Origin of the sequence: Corynebacterium sp. ES2730-CONJ (assembly GCF_024834055.1) — a bacterium.
Lineage (GTDB): Bacteria > Actinomycetota > Actinomycetes > Mycobacteriales > Mycobacteriaceae > Corynebacterium.
In genome coordinates this window covers 244,271-263,181 of record NZ_JANUXZ010000001.1, presented here as the reverse complement: position 1 = coordinate 263,181, position 18,911 = coordinate 244,271, and the positions used below count along the sequence as shown (strand labels likewise).

Annotated in this window: 17 protein-coding genes and 1 pseudogene; 8 read left to right on the top strand and 10 right to left on the bottom strand. The window is 51.9% G+C overall.

Annotated elements, in window-relative coordinates; genetic code table 11:
• The first annotated feature begins 111 nt into the window (after positions 1-111).
• Positions 112-1,101, top strand: coding sequence for a hypothetical protein (locus tag NXS13_RS01230; protein ID WP_259076474.1), 990 nt, complete (start codon positions 112-114; stop codon positions 1,099-1,101).
• 32 nt (positions 1,102-1,133) lie between these two features.
• Here NXS13_RS01230 and NXS13_RS01225 read toward each other — a convergent pair whose 3' ends face one another.
• Entirely contained in the window at positions 1,134-2,084 is a 951-nt protein-coding gene (locus NXS13_RS01225; RefSeq protein ID WP_259076476.1) for a hydrogen peroxide-inducible genes activator, read from the bottom strand.
• 263 nt (positions 2,085-2,347) lie between these two features.
• Between NXS13_RS01225 and NXS13_RS01220 the strand changes: the two genes are divergently transcribed.
• Together NXS13_RS01220 and NXS13_RS01215 are read left to right on the top strand one after the other, a co-directional pair.
• Positions 2,348-2,944, top strand: a complete 597-nt coding sequence (locus NXS13_RS01220) for a peroxiredoxin (protein ID WP_259076477.1) — start codon at positions 2,348-2,350, stop codon at positions 2,942-2,944.
• 1 nt (position 2,945) lies between these two features.
• Positions 2,946-3,473, top strand: coding sequence for a carboxymuconolactone decarboxylase family protein (locus tag NXS13_RS01215; RefSeq protein WP_259076478.1), 528 nt, complete (start codon positions 2,946-2,948; stop codon positions 3,471-3,473).
• A gap of 52 nt (positions 3,474-3,525) precedes the next feature.
• On the opposite strand, the gene NXS13_RS01210 is transcribed toward NXS13_RS01215, so the two are convergent.
• Together NXS13_RS01210 and NXS13_RS01205 are read right to left on the bottom strand one after the other, a co-directional pair.
• Positions 3,526-6,063, bottom strand: coding sequence for an RNA helicase (locus NXS13_RS01210; RefSeq protein WP_259289241.1), 2,538 nt, complete (start codon positions 6,061-6,063; stop codon positions 3,526-3,528).
• A gap of 55 nt (positions 6,064-6,118) precedes the next feature.
• Positions 6,119-7,054, bottom strand: a complete 936-nt coding sequence (locus NXS13_RS01205) for a PAC2 family protein (RefSeq protein ID WP_259076488.1) — start codon at positions 7,052-7,054, stop codon at positions 6,119-6,121.
• Positions 7,055-7,205: 151 nt separating this feature from the next.
• Here NXS13_RS01205 and NXS13_RS01200 point away from each other — a divergent pair, with 151 nt between their 5' ends.
• Complete coding sequence (locus tag NXS13_RS01200) at positions 7,206-8,072, top strand: DUF4192 domain-containing protein (RefSeq protein WP_259289240.1); 867 nt, start codon at positions 7,206-7,208, stop codon at positions 8,070-8,072.
• On the opposite strand, the gene galE is transcribed toward NXS13_RS01200, so the two are convergent.
• From galE to NXS13_RS01170, 6 genes are all read right to left on the bottom strand, one after another.
• Positions 8,069-9,046 (bottom strand): UDP-glucose 4-epimerase GalE, encoded by a 978-nt coding sequence (gene galE / locus NXS13_RS01195; RefSeq protein WP_259076493.1) that lies wholly within the window; start codon positions 9,044-9,046, stop codon positions 8,069-8,071. The genes NXS13_RS01200 and galE overlap by 4 nt on opposite strands.
• Before the next feature lie 20 nt (positions 9,047-9,066).
• Complete coding sequence (locus tag NXS13_RS01190) at positions 9,067-9,753, bottom strand: metal-dependent transcriptional regulator (RefSeq protein ID WP_259076495.1); 687 nt, start codon at positions 9,751-9,753, stop codon at positions 9,067-9,069.
• A gap of 291 nt (positions 9,754-10,044) precedes the next feature.
• Positions 10,045-11,070, bottom strand: coding sequence for a sigma-70 family RNA polymerase sigma factor (locus NXS13_RS01185; RefSeq protein ID WP_259077095.1), 1,026 nt, complete (start codon positions 11,068-11,070; stop codon positions 10,045-10,047).
• Positions 11,071-11,250: 180 nt separating this feature from the next.
• Positions 11,251-11,697 carry a D-aminoacyl-tRNA deacylase gene (gene dtd / locus NXS13_RS01180; RefSeq protein WP_259076500.1) on the bottom strand — a complete coding sequence of 149 codons (447 nt, stop codon included), beginning with the start codon at positions 11,695-11,697 and terminating at the stop codon, positions 11,251-11,253.
• Between the two features lies 1 nt (position 11,698).
• The gene (locus NXS13_RS01175) at positions 11,699-13,285 is read right to left on the bottom strand and encodes a class I SAM-dependent methyltransferase (RefSeq protein WP_259289239.1); all 1,587 of its coding nucleotides are present in this window, start codon (positions 13,283-13,285) and stop codon (positions 11,699-11,701) included.
• Positions 13,286-13,307: 22 nt separating this feature from the next.
• Positions 13,308-13,772 carry a DUF3099 domain-containing protein gene (locus NXS13_RS01170; RefSeq protein WP_259289238.1) on the bottom strand — a complete coding sequence of 155 codons (465 nt, stop codon included), beginning with the start codon at positions 13,770-13,772 and terminating at the stop codon, positions 13,308-13,310.
• A gap of 57 nt (positions 13,773-13,829) precedes the next feature.
• Here NXS13_RS01170 and NXS13_RS01165 point away from each other — a divergent pair, with 57 nt between their 5' ends.
• From NXS13_RS01165 to NXS13_RS01150, 4 genes are all read left to right on the top strand, one after another.
• Positions 13,830-14,066, top strand: coding sequence for a DUF3039 domain-containing protein (locus NXS13_RS01165; protein ID WP_259076505.1), 237 nt, complete (start codon positions 13,830-13,832; stop codon positions 14,064-14,066).
• A complete protein-coding gene (locus NXS13_RS01160; RefSeq protein ID WP_259289237.1) occupies positions 14,066-15,742 on the top strand; it encodes a DEAD/DEAH box helicase in 1,677 nt (558 codons plus the stop codon). The genes NXS13_RS01165 and NXS13_RS01160 overlap by 1 nt, the downstream gene beginning before the upstream one ends.
• Before the next feature lie 182 nt (positions 15,743-15,924).
• The gene (locus NXS13_RS01155; RefSeq protein ID WP_259076508.1) at positions 15,925-16,362 is read left to right on the top strand and encodes a DUF4870 domain-containing protein; all 438 of its coding nucleotides are present in this window, start codon (positions 15,925-15,927) and stop codon (positions 16,360-16,362) included.
• A 436-nt stretch (positions 16,363-16,798) separates the two neighbouring features.
• Complete coding sequence (locus NXS13_RS01150) at positions 16,799-16,990, top strand: hypothetical protein (protein ID WP_259076510.1); 192 nt, start codon at positions 16,799-16,801, stop codon at positions 16,988-16,990.
• Positions 16,991-17,208: 218 nt separating this feature from the next.
• Here the strand turns inward: NXS13_RS01150 and NXS13_RS01145 are convergent.
• Positions 17,209-18,819, bottom strand: a pseudogene (locus NXS13_RS01145) (RNA polymerase sigma factor); the annotation flags it as partial.
• Positions 18,820-18,911: the final 92 nt, after the last annotated feature.

Here is an 18,911-nt window from a genome sequence, read left to right as displayed (position 1 = left end):
GTGGCGCCCATTTTAAGGGCCTCACATTGAGGGGTGGTGCCAGCAGTGGTGAAAGTTTTTGGATACCCTTATATCCGTATTCGTATTTCACGTAACAGGAAGGCATAAATCATGACAGACAAGCACGAGCCACCATTAGGTGAAGATCCAGGTTCTGAGGGTTTCCAGCACCCGGAGAATGCTCAACCGTATAGCGAAAATCCATATGGCTACTACGGTGATGGCACCTCAGCCGGCTTTTCCGATCCTGTCCAGGATCGGCCAGATAAGATCAACCCCTACACTGAAACACGCATGGTGACTCGGGACAAGGGCCTCGATATCATGATGGCCTTTAGCTACGCCTTCAAGGCTACGTTTGCTAAGCCTTTACTCTGGATCGGCGGGGCGGCGCTCTTTCTCCTGCTGAGCCTGATTGTCGGTATAGCGTACGGTGTCTTAGGGTTTTACAGCTCAGGTGGGATGATCGCTGACCCCAACGCGGTTGATGGAGCTATCTATGAGGTACAAGCAGAGGATTCGCTGAGTTCGACCCTCCTCACATTTGGGATCTCCCTAATCATTGCTGCACTTTCCCCATTCTTGCTGGCTCTCCTCCTTGACCAGATTGATGGTCGCCCATTGAGCTGGGCAGGAATGAAAGAGCGCACTAACTATGTTCCTGTTTTCCTTGTGGCGCTTCTTGTAAGCCTGATTATTCAGGTACCAACGCTTCTCATTCAAGTAGCTCTCGGTGCTAACTCCTCCACGATGTTTGTTGATCCAGAAACTGGCCTCCCCACAGTGGCCATTGGGGCTCTTATTACGACCGTGTTGGTTTCTAACTTGTGGCTCTTTATTGCCTCGCTGTTCTTAAGCTTCTGTGAGTATTTGGTTGCTGATCGCCGCGATTCGGTAATTGGTTCCATCGGCACGTCAATCTCAATTGTTCTGAAGAACTTTTTCCCAGTTTTAGGAGCCACCCTTCTCATTGGTTTAGTAGCCGGTCTGGGAACTATCGTGACCTGCGGTTTGGGCGCAGTCATTCTGTTGCCCGCCATATACCATTTTTCCGTGCATATGTATCGGCAGCTTGCTCACGGAGAGTACCCGGAGATGTAGAAAAAAATTGCCCGCCTATGCGGGCAATTTTTTTACCTGATCCCAGGACGCTGGTGCCGAATATCATCAAAGGCGCGGGTAATAAGCTGTCCTAGGAGTTCGAAGTCAGTGGTACGTATTGAGGAATTTCTAAACGCTAAGCCTACCTCTCGCGAAGCCGTGACTCCCTCGGCAAAAGATGCTGTGGCCACATGCGTTCGAGAGCACTCGATTGCTTCAGCGGATTCGGGAATGAGGGTAGCTCCCATACCTGCGGTAATGAGCTGTAAAACGGTGGTTAGGGACGCCACGCGAGTTTCTTTGTATGTTGTGGGTAAAAAGTTATGGTCAGCCTGGCGGCACAAGTCTACTACTTGATCCCGGAGACAATGGCCATCATCAAGGAGGAGGAGCGATACATCTTTGAGGTTCTCCAATACTAAGTCGTCGCGCCCGGCTAGGGAATGATCAGCAGGAACCACCATGAGAAAGGACTCTGTGTAGAGAGAAATCTCATGCAGACCCGCTGTATTCGTAGGTAAAGCTAGTAATGCGCAGTCTATGGTGCCATCTCGCAACTGGTTAATGAGATGGTGTGTTTGATCTTCAACGATTTGGAGTTCTAAATTGGGATACTCTTCTCGTACTTTCGTAAATATCTGCGGCAAAATATAGGGTGCGATGGTGGGGATAATACCTAAAGAGAGGGGGCCGGTAAGCGTGCCTGAGGCGCCGTGAGCGTGGGCGATAAAGGTGTCTGCAGCGTCTAAGGTAGCCTTGGCGAGTGGGAAGAGCTTCTCGCCGGCTGGAGTAATAATAACTCGCCTGGTGGAACGCTCAATCAGTTGTACTCCTAAGCCTTGTTCGAGAGCAACGAGGGCTTGTGAGAGCGAGGGTTGGGAGATATTTAATTTACTGGCCGCTGTACCGAAATGTTTATTCTCCGCAATAGTGACGAAGGTGCGAAGCTGGGCGAGGGTAGGCCGATACTCTTTGTTCATCATAGCTATAGACAATAGCAAAGGAAGTATTATTTTCAGTTGATCTATAGCAGAAAATTAACAATGAAAGTCGATATTTTGAGTTGAGTGGGTAACCCTGGGTGAGGGAACCCAGTTAGCAAGATTGATAGTCAAAACCTTTTTCTCCATTCTTTAATTATAGGTTCAGTCGTTAGCGCAATGTGTCTATCGGATGTAAGATATCAATGGAGAGCCGGTTCATCGGCCGACAGTTTCAGAAACCATCCGCTTGAAGGAGCATACCCATGGCAGTTTTGTCTATTGGCGAAAAATTCCCCGAATTCAGTCTCACCGCACTCAAAGGTGGCGACTTGCACGATGTCAACGCCGCCTCACCTGAAGACTACTTCGAGACTGTTTCCCTCGACGCATATCAAGGTAAGTGGAAGGTAATTTTCTTCTACCCCAAAGACTTCACCTTCGTGTGCCCAACCGAAATTGCTGCTTTTGGAAAGCTCAACGAGGATTTCGAAGATCGCGATACCCAGGTACTCGGTGGTTCCGTTGACAACGAGTTCTCCCACTTCAACTGGCGAGCACAGCACGAAGATCTCAAAAGCATTCCTTTCCCGATGTTCTCCGATATCAAGCACGAGTTGGTTCGCGCTCTCGGTGTTGAAAACGCCGACGGCGTAGCTGATCGGGCAACCTTTATTGTAGATCCTGATGGATATATTCAATTTGTCACAGTGACTCCAGATGCCGTGGGTCGCAATGTTGACGAGGTCCTGAGGGTTCTTGACGCTCTGCAGTCGGAAGAAGTTTGCGCCTGCAACTGGCAAAAGAACGATCCGACCAAGAGCATCGATCGCTTCTCCGTTCTTCAAGAAGGCCTGAAATAATATGAGCATTGACAACCTCAAGACTTCGGTGCCGCAATTCGCTAAGGATCTTAAACTCAACGTGAGTTCGCTCGCGCGTGCTTCAGTTCTCACTGAGCAGCAAAAGTGGGGTACCTTCTTAGCTGCAGCAGCAGCATCCCGTAATGCTGTGGTACTACAGGAAATAGCTGCTGAAGCTAAGGAAAATCTGAGCCCCGAAGCGTATGAAGCAGCGTTTGCTGCAGCTTCTATTATGGGCATGAATAATGTCGCTTATCGCGCCAAAGGGTGGCTCGGCGACGATTATGCCCAGGTCCGCTTAGGCCTTCGTATGAATGTCATGGCTAATCCCGGAGTGGACAAGTCAGATTTTGAACTATGGGCCACCGCAGTTTCGACCATCAACGGCTGCGAACACTGCACGATTGCGCATGAGGACATTCTGCGTAAAGAAGGGCTCAGCAAGGAGCAAATCTTCGAGGCCATCAAGATCGCAGCAACCGTTCACGGGCTAGCTCAAGCTTTCGATATCGACGAAATTCTCAGCTAGTACAGCAAACGCCTGAAATCTCCTTGGTCTTCCAACCGAGGAGATTTTTCCTTTATCCGACAAAATCGATCGAAGCAAAGCGTACTTCGCCCGCCTCATCTGAGGCATCGAGATCGACATGAGCTATGAAACGGAAAGCCCGATCATCCTCGGGATCCTTGAGGATTTGGGTGGCCTTCATAACCCTGCCTTCCTCCTTAAGGTGGAAGTAGTCACCGCTGCGCGCCGCGGAACTTGTGTCTATATCCGCGTACTCGTCAAAATAATTATCCATCCAAGCCCCAAAGTCTGGTTGAGGGCTTAAATAATCGGTCATGGTCTCGAGCTCTGCCTCTTTCTCCCAGGCGAAAAGCGACAGCAACCGAAACATTGCATTGCGCACCATAATGCCGAAGGCACGACGATTAGCGCTGACTGCCGTTGGATCTTCCACTCCAAAGGCTAATTCCTGCTGGAGAGTCACTTCGGAGATAGGCGCGTCAGGATCTGCCATTTGCGCCCATTCGTCGACAAGAGAAGAATCGACTTGGCGCACTACTTCGCCGAGCCAAACAATAATATCGTCTAGCTCCTCATTGAGAAATTCAGTCGGCACTGAATGTCGTAGTGTGCGCCAGGCGTCCGTGAGATAGCGCAAGATGACCCCTTCTGCGCGGGCTAAAGAATAGGTGGCCACCAGATCCGAGAACGTCATGCCTTTCTCTATCATTTCTCGCACGACCGATTTGGGTCGTAGCTCGAATTCTCGTGCCCAGGGGACCTCCTGAGCATAGAGCTCGTAGGCTTTTTCTAACTCTTCCGCTAGCGGTTTGGGCCACGTAATATCCTCAACTATGGCCATGCGCTCGGTGTAGTCAACCCCCTCTGCCTTCAATTCCGCGATTTCTTCTCCTCGACGCTGCTTTTGCTGTGCAATCAAGAGGACTCTGGGGTCTTCCAGAATCGCCTCATACGTACTCACCACATCAAGAGCAAAGGTGGGGCTATCCGGGTCGAGGAGTTCCAGAGCCGCCATTGCAAAAGGACTCAATGGTTGATTGAGGGCGAAATCTCGCTGGAGCTCTTGGGTAAGAATATAGCGTCTCCCCGTGGCATCTAGGGTTTCAAGTCGCTTGGCGATCCCAGCATCCAAGAGACTGCGGAATAGCTCGAGAGCTTTGAGAATATCTTTGTTTTGCTTGCCGCGCCGGTCGTGATTACTGCGCACTAAATGGCGCATATGCTCAAATCCGTCACCCTCGCGGGACAAAATATTAATCAGCATGGAGGTGCTTACTCTGAACTGACTGCGTAAACCCTCAGATTCCGCTTCGATGAGTCGTTCAAAGGTCTTCTTAGTCCAGGTAATTTCCCCATCACGTGCAGACTTTTTGCGTAGCTTCCTGATTTTCGCAGGATCTGCACCTGCGCGTTCTCGCATCCGCCAATTCTCAATTTCATGTTCGGTTGCCTCAACGACCACGTAGCCAACAGAGTCAAAGCCTGCTCGACCCGCTCGACCCGCTATCTGGTGGAACTCCCGGGATGCTAAAATGCGCATCTTAGAGCCGTCAAATTTAGCTAATCCCGTAAAGAGTACCGTGCGGATTGGGACATTAATGCCCACGCCGAGTGTGTCTGTTCCGCAGATAACCTTCAGTAGACCCGTTTGCGATAATTTTTCCACTAAACGCCGATATTTCGGCAACATGCCAGCATGGTGCACTCCAATTCCACGCCGCAATAGTGAAGATAGAGTTTTGCCGAAGGTGGTGGTGAAACGAAAATCACCTATCTCTTGTGCAATCTTCTTTTTCTCTTCAGCATTGACTATGGACAGGCTGGTTAGCGATTGCGCTCTCTCAATGGCATCGCGCTGGGTAAAATGTACAACATAGACAGGAGCCTTGGAGGTACTCAGAATATTCTCAATTGTCTCATGAATGGGGGTGTAGACAAACGAGAAATCAAGCGGAACCGGACGCTTTGTATCTTGACCGATGAGGGAAGTTGTCCGACCAGTTCGGGCGCTCAAATCCTCCCTTAAAAAGCGAGTCTCGCCCAGAGTTGCAGACATAAGCAAGAATTGGGCTTGTGCCAATTCGATAAGAGGTACTTGCCACGCCCAACCACGATCCGGCTCGGAGTAATAGTGAAATTCATCCATTACTACTAGGTCTATATCTGCATCTTTACCCTCACGCAAGGCAATATTGGCAACAATTTCTGCGGTCGCGCATATGATCGGAGCGTTACCGTTGACAGTGGCGTCGCCAGTCATCATGCCGACAGATTCCGCGCCAAAAATCTCACACAGAGCGAAGAATTTTTCATTAACTAAAGCTTTAATGGGGGCGGTGTAGAAACTACGCTGGCCGCGAGCGAGAGCAATGAAGTGTGCTGCAATGGCCACCATTGATTTCCCACTTCCTGTGGGGGTTGCAAGGATAACGTTATCACCAGCAACTAAGCTGAAAACTGCCTCATCCTGAGCAGGGTAGAGGCTAATTGAGCGGGACGTAGCCCATTGCTGGAAGGAGTCATAGATAACCTCATCAATGAGAGAATCAGGCACCTCCGCTAAATCGGGCAATACCTCGGTCAATTTCATAGCCACCCTCGCTTACGACTTAGCTGTTTAACTCAGAAAAGCTCTTTGAACTCAATTATTCAGATTTATCATCTTCAATGTCCTGCAAAAAACGTTCAAACTCAGCACCAAGCTTCTCTGCATCAAGAATCTCGTTGCCGAGAAGGGAAGCACGTCCCCGTTCGGATTCGATTTTCTCTCGGTAACGCGCCATCGACTCATCATATTGGTGCTCAAGATGTTCTACGATACTCAACATTTCAGGATGAGACTGCACTTGCTCCTGGATCATGGCAAATACCTTAGGTATATCCTCCTTCAAGCTTCCCAACGGTAACTCCAGGTCCAATGTATTGGCGGCCTCCTGAAGAAGGGTAAATGTTGCCTCGGGATAGTCAGAGGCTGCCACGTAGTGGGGAATATGTGCTGTATAGCCGCCCACTTTCCGCCCGGAATCCGCCAGCGCCTTTTCGATAAAAAGCGATGCTGATCCCGGTACTTCTAAGCGTGTATCAAGGGTGTAGTGCTCAGCGAGTAATTCCTGTGAATTGCCGTGCGCGCTTAGAACCAGGGGACGTGTGTGGGGAACTGTCATAGGAACGGCGTAGAGGCACAGCGTGCGGGAGACATTGAACTGCTCGACCAAATCGGCAATGACCTCACTAAAGGCCTCCCAACGTAGATCTGGTTCGGGACCGGACAACAGAAGGAAGGACTTATTCTTCGTATCTTTGAGCACATGAAGCGCCAGCATGAAATCGTCAATATGGGCGACCGAGTTATTGTCCACCGTTACTGTAGGACGGCGGGAGCGATAATCTAAGAGCTCGTCACTGTTAAAGGAAGCGACGAGATGATGCTCTAATGCGGCCAGAAGATGCTCCGCGCTGTCACTCACAGCGGAGCCGGCATCGGCGAAGCCATCGAGGGCAATAATGAGAGAGGGGCCCTCGTTCCTCGCCGCAGAAAACTCCGGAGCAGGAAATTCGAGTTCATATATGCGCTTTTCCATGGCACACCTCCCTAGTAGATAGTTAAAGGTCAATTCTAGCCGATTTAGTCAAACACTGAGTTTTTCTTAAAACTACCTCGTTATCCACAATTATCCGGACCCCACGACGCTCCGCCGCGCGAGGACCAACACGAGGCGCTCTGATGGATATATGAAACCATTCGACGCTGCAATATTCCTGTCCAGCCTTTCGCCATACCTTGGAGCTCCGTCAGATAAAAGGATAGTTGTAGCGGCGCTTGATGCTTCGCACTCCATTGTGGCGGTATTCGCCCTCAGAGATACCGAAGCCGTCCCAGAGCTAGCAGAGAAAATATCGGCGATGGCTCCACGGTATTGTTTCGGTCTCATCATCCACGGCGAGCTAGATCCTGGCCCATTGCTCAAATCTCTCCACCCACTCCGTCCTCTCGATGGCTGCTGGCTCATCCCTTCCTTGAGCGCCGGTGAGCGGTACCATCTTGCTTTTACCGATAAGAAATCCAATCTCAAGCAAAAGGGTTTTATCACTGGTCGCATCCCAACTTCCGCTGCATCCACGGAAGCTAAAAGTAGAAAGATGGTGGCTCGCGCTCAGGTTGATCCCGACACTCTGTTGAATCGCTGTCACGACCTAGCGACCATTCTTCTCAGCATCGAAGCGGATCCTTTACGGCCGATCACTGATTGCGATATAGATGTGCTCGCCCAGTTTATGGGGCATATAACCCTACGAGACGCCGTTCTTCGAGTGCTCTTTATAAGCCCCGGAGCGGCCATAAAACTTGCCCACGAGGTGGCAGCGCGGTACGGCGGAGATATTCGGGCAAATGCCCTATGTTGCGTGAACCTTGCCCACTGCATCGCCAACCCAAATGATGAGCGCGCCGTGGGGGAGTTGGACCCTCATCACCGACTTAGTCAACTCATATATGAGTGTTATACAGCAGGTAAAAAAGAAGAGCTCATCGAGGCCGCAAAAAGAGGGTGTGACCGTACCTGGCTTAACCTCCTCAAAAATGGCCGCGCTGCCGCCTAGCTACTGTGCGCTTGATCTCCAAGGTTGGAGGTAAACGCCCACGCATCTTCTATAATGGTGCGCAGGTCCTTATGCTCTGGTTTCCAGCCCAGCTCTTTCTGAGCTTTGCTCGAGGATGCAATAAGCACAGCTGGATCCCCGGCACGTCTGGGCTTAATTTCTGCAGGGATCGAATGACCAGTAACCTCTCGGCAGGTATCTATGACTTCTTTGACCGAATAACCATCACCAGAACCAAGATTGAAAATCCTGTGGGTGAAGGGAGTATTACTCTCTAGTGCAAGGGCATGTGCTTGGGCTAAGTCAAGAATATGGATATAGTCGCGAATACAGGTACCATCTGGGGTCGGCCAATCGTCGCCGAAAATCATGATCTTTTCACGATGCCCCATAGCAACCTGGAGGACGAGCGGTATTAAATGGGTTTCAATCTCTCGGTTTTCTCCGATAGGTCCATAAGCTCCGGCTACGTTGAAATACCGCAGTGACGTGGCTCCCAAGCCATAGGCATGAGCATACGAAGAAATAGCATGATCGATCGCTAGTTTCGTGGCCCCGTATGGGTTCGTCGGCGAAGTAGGCATATCTTCGGTGATGGGCACCTCATCGGGTTCACCGTAGGTAGCAGCCGTGGAACTAAAAACCAGGTTATTAACCCCATGGCGTCGCATGCTGTCGAGAATGCCAAGAGTGGTGATGACATTACCGTGCCAGTAGTCGTGAGGTTTTTCTACTGATTCACCTACAAGGGAGCGAGCTGCGAAGTGGAGGATGCCGTCGATACGCCCAGAAGCGAGCACGGGATCAATGAGGTCAGCCACATCGCCTTCGTGAAGCTGCGCCTTCTTGGGTACGGCCTCGCGGTTTCCGGTGGAGAAATTATCGATAATGACAACCTCGTGACCGCGTTCTATGAGGTACTGGGCGCACACGCTACCTACATAGCCTGCGCCTCCGGTAACTAGGAGTTTCAAACCCTTAGCCTTTCTAGTGTCTAGAGAGCTTCAACCCGAACGGCGTGAGCCATCTCCTCATCGAGGTGGATCACCTTGTCTCCCTTTATCAGAGAGATGCCCCCATCTTCGCGGTGCTGGAGTTCTACCGTGGTTCCCACAGTCATCTCCGCGTCATACAACATTTTGAAATAATGTGGGTCTACTTGGAGGATTTCATTAATTTGAACGATGCGTACCTGCTGAATAGTGCTGATATTCCTAGTATCAGTGGCACGGACCCCCGGACCTGCGGGCTCCTGAAGGTGAACACCGAGCTGCTCAAGCCCTGGGATGGGGTTGCCGAAGGGTGACCGTTCGCAATTGCCAATCACTGAAATAACACGCCGCTCAACTTCTTCGCTCATAACATGTTCCCAGCGGCACGCTTCTTCATGCACCTTATTAATGTCGAGGCCTAAGATATCGACAAGCAGGCGCTCGGCCAGGCGGTGTTTACGCATGACAGAAATGGCGAGTGCTCGCCCCTTCACAGTCATCTGGAGGCTGCGATCGCTAGCGACAACGACGAGGCCGTCGCGTTCCATACGGGCAATAGTTTGACTCACTGTAGGTCCGGATTGTTCGAGGCGCTCGGCAATACGTGCCCGTAGGGGAGTGATCCCTTCTTCTTCTAATTCGAAGATGGTGCGCAAATACATTTCAGTAGTGTCAACGAGGTCTTTCATGGCTTAGCCTTCCATTCGCAGTGAGTCACCACCAGGGCGCTTTTCCCAATAATTATAGGTGGAATTTATGCTCGGGTGAATTTTAATAGTAAACAAAATGTGGGATGACCCACGCAGAGGTCTCGTGGAATAAATAATAACAACAAAAGCCCCAAGGCGGAGAAGTGGTGTCCACCACACCTAGCACAGGCACTAAGGCTGGCACATTCAGGGCGTTAATCAGGCGTTAATCAGGCGTCGAACAACCTTGAGAAAAGGGTTACCCCCAAGGGGATAACCCGATCGTCTTATCTAGTGGGCATAGGCTCGTAATTTTTCGGCCCGATCGCCATCGCGCAATTTCCGCATGACTTCGCGCTCGATCTGACGTACCCGCTCCCGCGAAAGCCCATAACGGCGCCCAATCTGATCGAGGGTGCGAGGAACGCCATCATCGAGCCCATAACGCATTCGGATCACATCTTGTTCGCGCTGCTCTAGGGTGGAGATTACCTCTCTAATATCGGCATGTCGCAGGGTAGCAACCACCGAAGCTTCTGCATCTGCAGCCTCAGAGTCCTCGATGAAATCACCTAATGGAGCTTCCTCATCCGCGCCCACCGGCATATCAAGCGAGACGGGATCACGCGATTGGCGTAGAAGCATCTCAATCTTTGAGGCATCAATACCCGTTTCCTCGGCAAGCTCTTCGTGGGTAGCCTCGCGCCCGAGGTGCTGATAGAGCTCACGCTTGGTTCGCGAGAGCTTATTAACTTGCTCAACCAGATGAACTGGAAGGCGAATAGTGCGCGACTGATCCGCCATCCCCCGGGTAATCGCCTGCCTAATCCACCACGTTGCATACGTGGAGAATTTGAAGCCTTTCGAATAATCAAATTTCTCCATGGCACGGATGAGCCCCAGGTTTCCTTCTTGAATGAGATCAAGCAGAGGCATCCCGCGACCGGTGTATCTTTTGGCTAAGGAAACAACTAACCGCAGATTAGCTTCCAGGAGGTGTGATCGAGCCTTTCGCCCGTCGCGTACTAATACTTTCAAATCGCGTTTCATGGCTCGGGTGAGGGGACGTTCGGCCGATTGCAGGAGATGCTCGGCATACAGACCGACCTCGATAGTTTGAGCGAGGTAGACCTCATCTTCCGCGTTAAGCAGGGCGGTCTTGCCAATACCATTGAGATAGACACGAACAAGATCTGCGGAGGGGTTATCATTGGTTTGTCCCCGTCGCGAGCGGGTATCCACTTCTGGACGGGGGTCGTCGAGAATATTTTCCTGCACAGCATCATCAGTGTTCTCGGTGTATTTAGCAGCCGTCATCGACTTGTGCCCCGCTTTCTCCGTCTTATACTCAAGCACGCTACTTTACTCACAGCGATAAACTAATCTGAGGTAGATGTGGTAGCGACGTTTCTATATTTAACAACGGGGCATCGATGGATTTTGTTCCCCTAGGCCGAATGCGCGCCTACTTCTGGAAAAAAATTATTTCCTTCGCTGTCACAGTGTGGCTCGAGTATCCACGAGAACCGTATACGGCCCCTCATTAACACTCTCCACCTGCATATCTGCCCCGAATACCCCCTGTTCGCAGGAAATACCGCGGTTGGCGAGCTTCGAAACTACAGCATTAAAGAGGGCACGCGCTTGCTCAGCGTGAGCGGCATCGGACCACGAAGGTCGCCGCCCTTTTGCGGTTCGTCCTAAAAGGGTGAACTGGGAAACAAGGAGAACTGGGGCTGCTAAGTCCGAGATGCTACGCTCGCCCTTGAGAATTCTCAGTTCTGCTATCTTGCGCACCATCGTGTCAACGTCAGATTCATCGTCAGTTGCTGCGACACCAATAAGGGCCAGTATGCCGCCATATTCCGGACACGAAATCTGGCCAACTATGTGGCCATCTACCCTAACTTGAGCCTCGCTGACACGCATTAAAACTGCCCTCATACTAGGACCCAGATAGAAGATCGGCAGGAATGATAAATCCGTGACGAATCAGATCCACTACCGCGGGGAGCGCAGCTTGTTGGGTTAGATCCGGATCGAGACCACGACTGATAGCAAAGAGTTCGATAACTTCGCTGAGGTTAAGGCCTTCAGGGTGTAGCCCAGCCAAAATAGCGGCTAGCTCGGCGTCGATATCGTGAGACCATCTCGGTCCGTCCATGCGGGTTATTCGCCTGGCTGCGGGAACAAAGCCCATAGCCTCTTCTGCATTTGCCACACTTATCTCCTCCTGGGCAATACCGGGACGCACCTGATAGCGAGCCTGCAGAATCTCGTTCTCGGTCTGGGCGTGCAGCCACGAGATACGGGCGAAATACTCTTCAGCCTCTTGAGCAAGATCCTCAATGGGGTGGGTGAGTTCTTCAACAAGAATATCTGACGGCAGATCATCAGAGATTCTCTTGATGAAGACAAAACCGAATCCGATGGCTAAGACATGATGGGAAGCAAAAAAGTCGAGCCAATGGAGAGTCTTGTGAGCACCCTGTTCGCTCCGGGGATCGATGGATTCATCGCGTAGCCACGTGCCGCAATAATGTTCAGGCGAAACCCGGTCGCGTTCGAGTATCCAACACATCACACCCTTATCTGGAAGCCACGATGCTAAACGCTGCTGGAAGGAGTGCCCGGACTCGTGAATCCACGATCCTAAAAGCGTAGCTGTGCCGTCCATATTGAGATAGTCGGGTATATTTTCCATCAATAACTGCGTTGCTCCATCAAGAGCGAGACCTGAATCTCGATAGATATGCGAGACATCATCAGGACCAACCACGAAGGGTGGGTTGGCGATAATGCGGTCGAAGCGACGCCCGCGGACTGGCTCAAACCAGCTCCCGCGCTGAATATCAACGGTGGCGCGGTTATCGGATATCAGCCCTGCTGTGTCCACGAGGGTTGCGTGGGCAAATAGCAGAGCACGTGGATGAATATCGGTCGCCGTGATCGACTCTGCCGCGTGCAACTGGCCCAATACCTGGATGCCGGACCCGGTTCCCAGATCGAGTACCGAGGACACAGCACTGCGACTGGTTGCCGATAACAAAGAGAGGCTGGCTGCACCCACCCCTAGAACGTGATCCTTTCCGGGGATGTAGTTACTCAACTGAGAGGCATCGCAGTCCGAAAAAACAAAATAGTCATTGCCGTCAACTCTGTGGGGATGGATATCGATGAGCGCAGTCACGTGGCTATCGTTTGCGGATTTAGGCCCCAAGATGCCGACTCGAATCAGGTCGTGGAGCAGTTCGCTGCCGAAAATTTTGGTGAGACCTTCCTCGCTTAACGCCCGATGAAGGAGAAATACAGTTATTAATTGAGCCAGTGGTTGGGTTCGGCTATTTCTCATAGAAAAAAGCACCGCATGGGGTTCGCCTCGGTAGAGGGCCTTATAGGCATTCTCGCCTAAAAATTCGCGCACCCCATCAGCCGTGAACTCGTAACTGATAAGGGCTGCCTTTAGTTGGGCAGCACAACGCACAAAGTCATCGTGTTGTTCCTGCAGATGATCAGTGGCGGGAAATTTCATAAAGTTTCGTCACTTTCTCAGATTAGTTTGTATCGCCGGAGTCAATAGCGGCGGGACCAGGCCGGGAATTGTGGGATAATTGCTGGCGCGCCAGAGCCGGCTTGTACACAGATCTTTCGCGCGGATCACGCGGTTGTCCCACTCCATTAGCGATGACTACCGCGATCCATGGTAACGGGACCGAGATGACAAATAGCACGGCAGAGAACCACACCAACTCGAGATATAGGTAGCTAAATGCCGCGAGTGCTAGAAATGGCAGCCTGATCGCTTGGATGATCGCATATTGGCGTTCGCGCTGCTTCCGATTCTCAGCCGGGGACTGCCGAGCCGACGTAATGAGCGCAGCTTTTTTCCTTCTCCCAGGCCACCATATTCTCTGACTCATCCGTTGTGCGGAGAGTGGTCGGAAGGTAGCGTCGATAATGGTAGGCGAGGAGTCAGGTGCCGCGCCTGTGTGCGAGGTATCTCGTTTATCCTGCTCCATAGCTATAAACCTAGTCTCGCTTCGCGTCAGAGGCGAACGTGGGGCACAATAGGAGGAGTGACTACTCAAACTCAAACGATCGAACGTCCAGATATTCGTAGCGATGAGCTTCTTGACGACGATACTCCGAAGTTTTTCCATTATGTGAAGAAAAATCAGATAGTGGAATCGGCAGTATCCGGTCGCATCGTGGTTGCTCTCTGCGGTGAAACCTTTCCCGTAACCAAGCAAGCAAAACCTGGGTCCCCCGTGTGTCCCGACTGCGAAAGCATTTACAGGAGTATGCGCAAATAGTGAGTAATGATCTGCGCGTTTGGCAACGTCAAGCGCTAGAGAAATATCTTGCCGTTCAACCTTCAGATTTCCTCGCTGTTGCCACTCCAGGAGCTGGAAAAACGACGTTCGCGCTGCGGGTTGCCACCGAGTTGCTAAACAGCCACGTCGTAGAACGAGTCATCGTGGTGGTTCCCACCGAGCACCTGAAGGTGCAGTGGGCGGAGGCGGCGTCGAGGGTAGGAATCTCTCTAGATCCTCATTTCAAAAATTCGGGCGCAGTTAACCCTCATTACCATGGCATTGTGGTGACCTACGCCCAAGTTGCCATGCACCCATTCAAGCACTATGCCATCACCACGGCGCACAGGAGTCTCGTGATCCTTGATGAGATTCACCACGGCGGGGATGCAAAGAGCTGGGGCGATGGAATCCGGCAGGCGTATCGCGATGCCACGAGGCGCCTCGCGCTCACGGGAACCCCGTTTCGCTCCGATGATTCCACGATCCCCTTCGTCCGCTACGACGAAGATGGCGAGGGGCACCTCGTCTCCCAAGCCGATCACACCTATGGCTATTCCGATGCTCTCGCCGACGGCGTGGTCCGGCCGGTGGTATTCCTGTCCTACTCAGGGGAGGCACGTTGGCGTAACTCCGCTGGTGAAGAATACGCAGCGCGCCTTGGCGAGGCTCTTTCACCGGAGCAAACCGCACGCGCTTGGCGCACTGCGCTTGACCCTAAAGGCGACTGGATACCTGCTGTCCTCGGTGCGGCCCACACGAGGCTTCTCCAATTACGCAAATCGATCCCCGATGCTGGTGGTTTAGTTATCGCTACTGATAAGACCACAGCGCGCGCCTACGCCAAGATCTTGGAAAACTGGAGTTCAACACCGGTTACTGTGGTCCTCTCCGATGAAGTGGGTGCATCAGATCGGATTGAGGAGTTCTCCGCAAGCAGCGATGAATGGATGGTGGCGGTGCGCATGGTGAGCGAAGGGGTGGATGTGCCGCGGTTGGCCGTGGGCGTATACGCCACGAGCGCTGCAACACCGCTTTTCTTTGCTCAGGCAATTGGACGTTTTGTAAGAAAGCGCCGCCCTGGGGAGACCGCGAGCGTCTTTTTACCGTCGGTACCCGTGTTGCTGGAACTAGCGGCACAGTTGGAAGTTTCTCGGGATCACGTTTTGGGTAAACCTCACCGATCTAAAGAAGGTTTTGATGATGATCTTCTGGCTCAAGCTAACCGGACAGAAACCGAGCCCGATCTAGAACGTAGTTATGAGTCTTTAGGAGCCGAGGCGGAGCTTGATTCCTTGATATACGATGGCTCTACGTATGGAACGGGTTCGATTGCAGGTTCGGCTGAGGAGGCTGATTACCTCGGCTTACCAGGCCTTCTCGATGCTGAACAGATGCGGGAATTACTGCGTCAGAGGCAGGCCGAGCAAATTGCCCAGCGAGAAAAAGAAAGGGCTAACCACGTTAGCGACTCTTCCACCGATCACGTTGCTAGTAAGGAAATCCCAACACTGCGCAAAGAGCTCAATAGCCTAGTGTCTATGGAAGCGGCCCGTACTGGACGTCCTCACGGGGCCATCCACACAGAAGTAAGAGCTAGATGCGGAGGCCCCCCCACGGCAATGTGCTCTGCTGATCAGTTGCGCGAGCGTATAGCCTATTTGCGACGGTGGTAGCCCCGATTGTGGCTATGGAGTGGTGGGGCTTAAACGTTGCAGAGAATAAGTGCTGTAGGATAGTCCCCGCTGGTATGTACCCCGCGAAGCTACAGAAACGAAAGCGCAGGGGAGCAATACCGTAGAACGCGGAGAAAAATTTTCTCCATATTTACAAATAACTACTCTCTAAGGACATCTTTATGACCAATCCCTATAACAACAATGACGAGTTCGTACAACCAGAGCAGAGCCTGCCCGCCTACAATCCCGTCGATCCCGCGCCTGCAGCAACACCGGTCGTCGTAGCAAAAAATGGCCTCGCACTTGCAGCTCTGATTGTTTCGGCTGTAGCTTTGGTGCTCACCCTCACCGTTGTTGGCGTTATCATTTCTTGGGCTGTAGCACTGGTGGGACTCGTGCTCTCCATTGTAGCCTTGGTTAAGGTGAAGAAATTCGCCCCAGGTGCCGGTCGAAAAGGTATGGCCATCACAGGTCTGGTCTTGAGCATTCTGGCACTTCTACTAACCATCGTTTTCGGACTCGTCTTTGCGCAGTTCGGCGCTATCGTGGGGGATTGCGCCCAGTATGAGGGTGAGGAGCTTCAAACCTGCATCGAGCAGCAGCTCGTTAACCAGTAGTAGCTACTACTACCTAGGTGAGGTGGTTACCGTGGTCAAGAGCTACGGTAACCACTTTTTTGCTTATTGGCACAGATACCTGGGTAGAGAGATCAAGCTACGAGTGCGAGGTGCAGCCATGTGTAGACGCGCAAAATACTCATTTGCTGTGTAATCCGGACCACGGCTCAGCCTGGTGCTGGACTTTCGACTTTTGCCGGGGCGCTGGCGGTAGATATGCATGCGACCGAGCCCGGACGAGTATGGTCCCCATATTTGTTGTGGCTTTTTATAGACCGTGGGCATGAGGTTTCTCTCGGACCATCGGTACAGTTACGTACCTAGGGGGCGCGGGTCACTCTTATACGGCATTATATGGCTGACATCGTGTAAGACTGTGTGTGGAGAATAGCGCTGCGCCCAACTGCTCTTTACCCTAATAACGTCCTATTTGGGGGTGGGTAACCTTTACGCAGCGATCGCGGAGGCCCAGTTATGTGCTGGTTTAGATTTTCATGCTTCACCCATTAAAAAACGCATGTGGAGTCCGACACCCCTCGTCGACGCCGAGATCGATAGTGCGTGGACAGCCCAGCAAGGTGCCGGTTCTGCTGCTCCCTCACCACAGCTGACGCAGGTGCAACGGTGAGTTACTACAAGTAGTGCGGGTCTGTTATGCAGATATAGCTAGTGTGGCACTGGAGTAATAGAGTGTATACGCGATCTTCCCATCGAGGTCACCTCACCGCGGCTGAAATCGGCCACTAATACGATATATGGCCTGCCGTATTCGCTTGGGAATGAGCGAAATTTTTAGACCCCTCGGACTATCCGAGGGGTCTAAAATTGTGATATTAACGTCCAGCGTTAGTCAAGATAATCGCGCAGTACTTGGGAACGCGAGGGGTGGCGCAGCTTAGACATGGTTTTAGATTCGATCTGCCTGATACGCTCGCGTGTAACACCATAGACCTGGCCGATTTCGTCCAAGGTTCGTGGCATGCCATCCGTGAGCCCGAAGCGAAGTCTCACAACTCCAGCTTCACGTTCGGTGAGGGTATGGAGGACATCTTGCAGTTGGTCCTGCAAAAGCGTGAACGACACCGCATCGACTGCGATAACGGCCTCAGAATCTTCAATGAAATCACCCAGCTGGCTATCGCCTTCGTCACCGATCGTCTGGTCCAGCGAAATGGGCTCGCGCGCATACTGCTGAATTTCGAGGACTTTTTCCTCGGTGATATCCATTTCCTTGGCAAGTTCTTGCGGAGTGGGTTCACGGCCAAGATCCTGAAGCAGTTCACGCTGAATGCGTCCGAGCTTATTTATGACCTCCACCATATGGACTGGAATGCGGATCGTTCGTGCTTGGTCGGCCATAGCGCGGGTAATAGCCTGCCTAATCCACCACGTGGCGTAAGTTGAGAATTTGTAGCCCTTGGTATAGTCAAATTTTTCCACAGCACGAATGAGTCCAAGGTTGCCCTCTTGAATCAGATCAAGAAAAGCCATACCCCGGCCGGTATAGCGCTTCGCCAAGGAAACGACGAGACGTAGGTTTGCTTCGAGTAGGTGGTTCTTGGCCTTGCGGCCATCGCGAGCGATAGCCCTGAGGTCGCGCTTGACTGCGGGGGTCAGTTTCGCTTCCTTATCGCCATTATGAAAAGCTTCTGTCATCTGGTCCATGCGGTAGGTTGCATAGAGTCCAGCCTCGATTCGCTTAGCGAGTGAAACTTCTTCCTCAGCATTGAGCAGCGCAACTTTACCGATCTGTTTGAGGTATGCGCGAACCGAGTCGGCTGAGGCCGTAAGCTCGGCATCCTTACGGGCTTGACGCAAGGCTGCGGACTCATCCTCGTCCCATACCGACGACCCATCGTCCTCGTCGTCTTCAGCATCCTCGTCGTCGTCATCTGGGACGTCGAGTTCATCGATTTCAGCGCTGAAATCCTCAGCATCATCGTCAATCAAAGTATCATCGGCGATGAGATCAACGTCAACGTCTTCATCGGAGGACTCGTCGAGAACGCCGGTATCTTCTACCTCGACAACAGGTTCTGCAACTTTTTTAGTCCGAGTCTTTTTGGCCGTCTTCTTCGCAGATTTCTTTGCAGTCTTTTTAGCTCGAGTTTTCGGTTTTTCCGACTCCGGAGCGTCTTCGGCTTTGGGCTGCACCTTACGGGAGCTAGCAACCTTCCGAGAGACCTTTTTAGGCAAAGACGCCGACTCTTCGGAACCTGCGTCGGCTTCGGCTTCGGCTCTAGTCGCGCTCTGAGCAGATTTTGTCCGCGTGACCTTCTTCGCTACCTTCTTCACGACCCGCTTGGTAGTCGATTCGGTGTCAGTACTTTCCTCTACTTGAGCGCTGGATACAGTTGGCTCTTGCGATGTCGATGCGCTCTTACTGGTAGCTTTTCTGGTTACCTTGCGGGTCGTCTTACGCGCTACTTTCTTTGCTGCAGTCTTTTTCGTTTCAGTCACAATTGCCCCTTCTCCGGCGTGGTCACTACGTTAACGACAAAAATAAACTCTATGCACATTAGTGACCATCACTATGATGCTTATTCCAG

Coding starts and splice junctions, on each gene's coding strand:
- NXS13_RS01225 (WP_259076476.1), bottom strand. CDS start 2,084: ATGATGAACAAAGAGTATCGGCCTACCCTCGCCCAGCTTCGCACCTTC.
- NXS13_RS01200 (WP_259289240.1), top strand. CDS start 7,206: ATGAAACCATTCGACGCTGCAATATTCCTGTCCAGCCTTTCGCCATAC.
- dtd (WP_259076500.1), bottom strand. CDS start 11,697: ATGAGGGCAGTTTTAATGCGTGTCAGCGAGGCTCAAGTTAGGGTAGAT.
- NXS13_RS01170 (WP_259289238.1), bottom strand. CDS start 13,772: ATGGAGCAGGATAAACGAGATACCTCGCACACAGGCGCGGCACCTGAC.
- NXS13_RS01210 (WP_259289241.1), bottom strand. CDS start 6,063: ATGAAATTGACCGAGGTATTGCCCGATTTAGCGGAGGTGCCTGATTCT.
- NXS13_RS01220 (WP_259076477.1), top strand. CDS start 2,348: ATGGCAGTTTTGTCTATTGGCGAAAAATTCCCCGAATTCAGTCTCACC.
- NXS13_RS01230 (WP_259076474.1), top strand. CDS start 112: ATGACAGACAAGCACGAGCCACCATTAGGTGAAGATCCAGGTTCTGAG.
- NXS13_RS01205 (WP_259076488.1), bottom strand. CDS start 7,054: ATGGAAAAGCGCATATATGAACTCGAATTTCCTGCTCCGGAGTTTTCT.
- NXS13_RS01185 (WP_259077095.1), bottom strand. CDS start 11,070: ATGACGGCTGCTAAATACACCGAGAACACTGATGATGCTGTGCAGGAA.
- NXS13_RS01175 (WP_259289239.1), bottom strand. CDS start 13,285: ATGAAATTTCCCGCCACTGATCATCTGCAGGAACAACACGATGACTTT.
- NXS13_RS01155 (WP_259076508.1), top strand. CDS start 15,925: ATGACCAATCCCTATAACAACAATGACGAGTTCGTACAACCAGAGCAG.
- NXS13_RS01215 (WP_259076478.1), top strand. CDS start 2,946: ATGAGCATTGACAACCTCAAGACTTCGGTGCCGCAATTCGCTAAGGAT.
- NXS13_RS01190 (WP_259076495.1), bottom strand. CDS start 9,753: ATGAAAGACCTCGTTGACACTACTGAAATGTATTTGCGCACCATCTTC.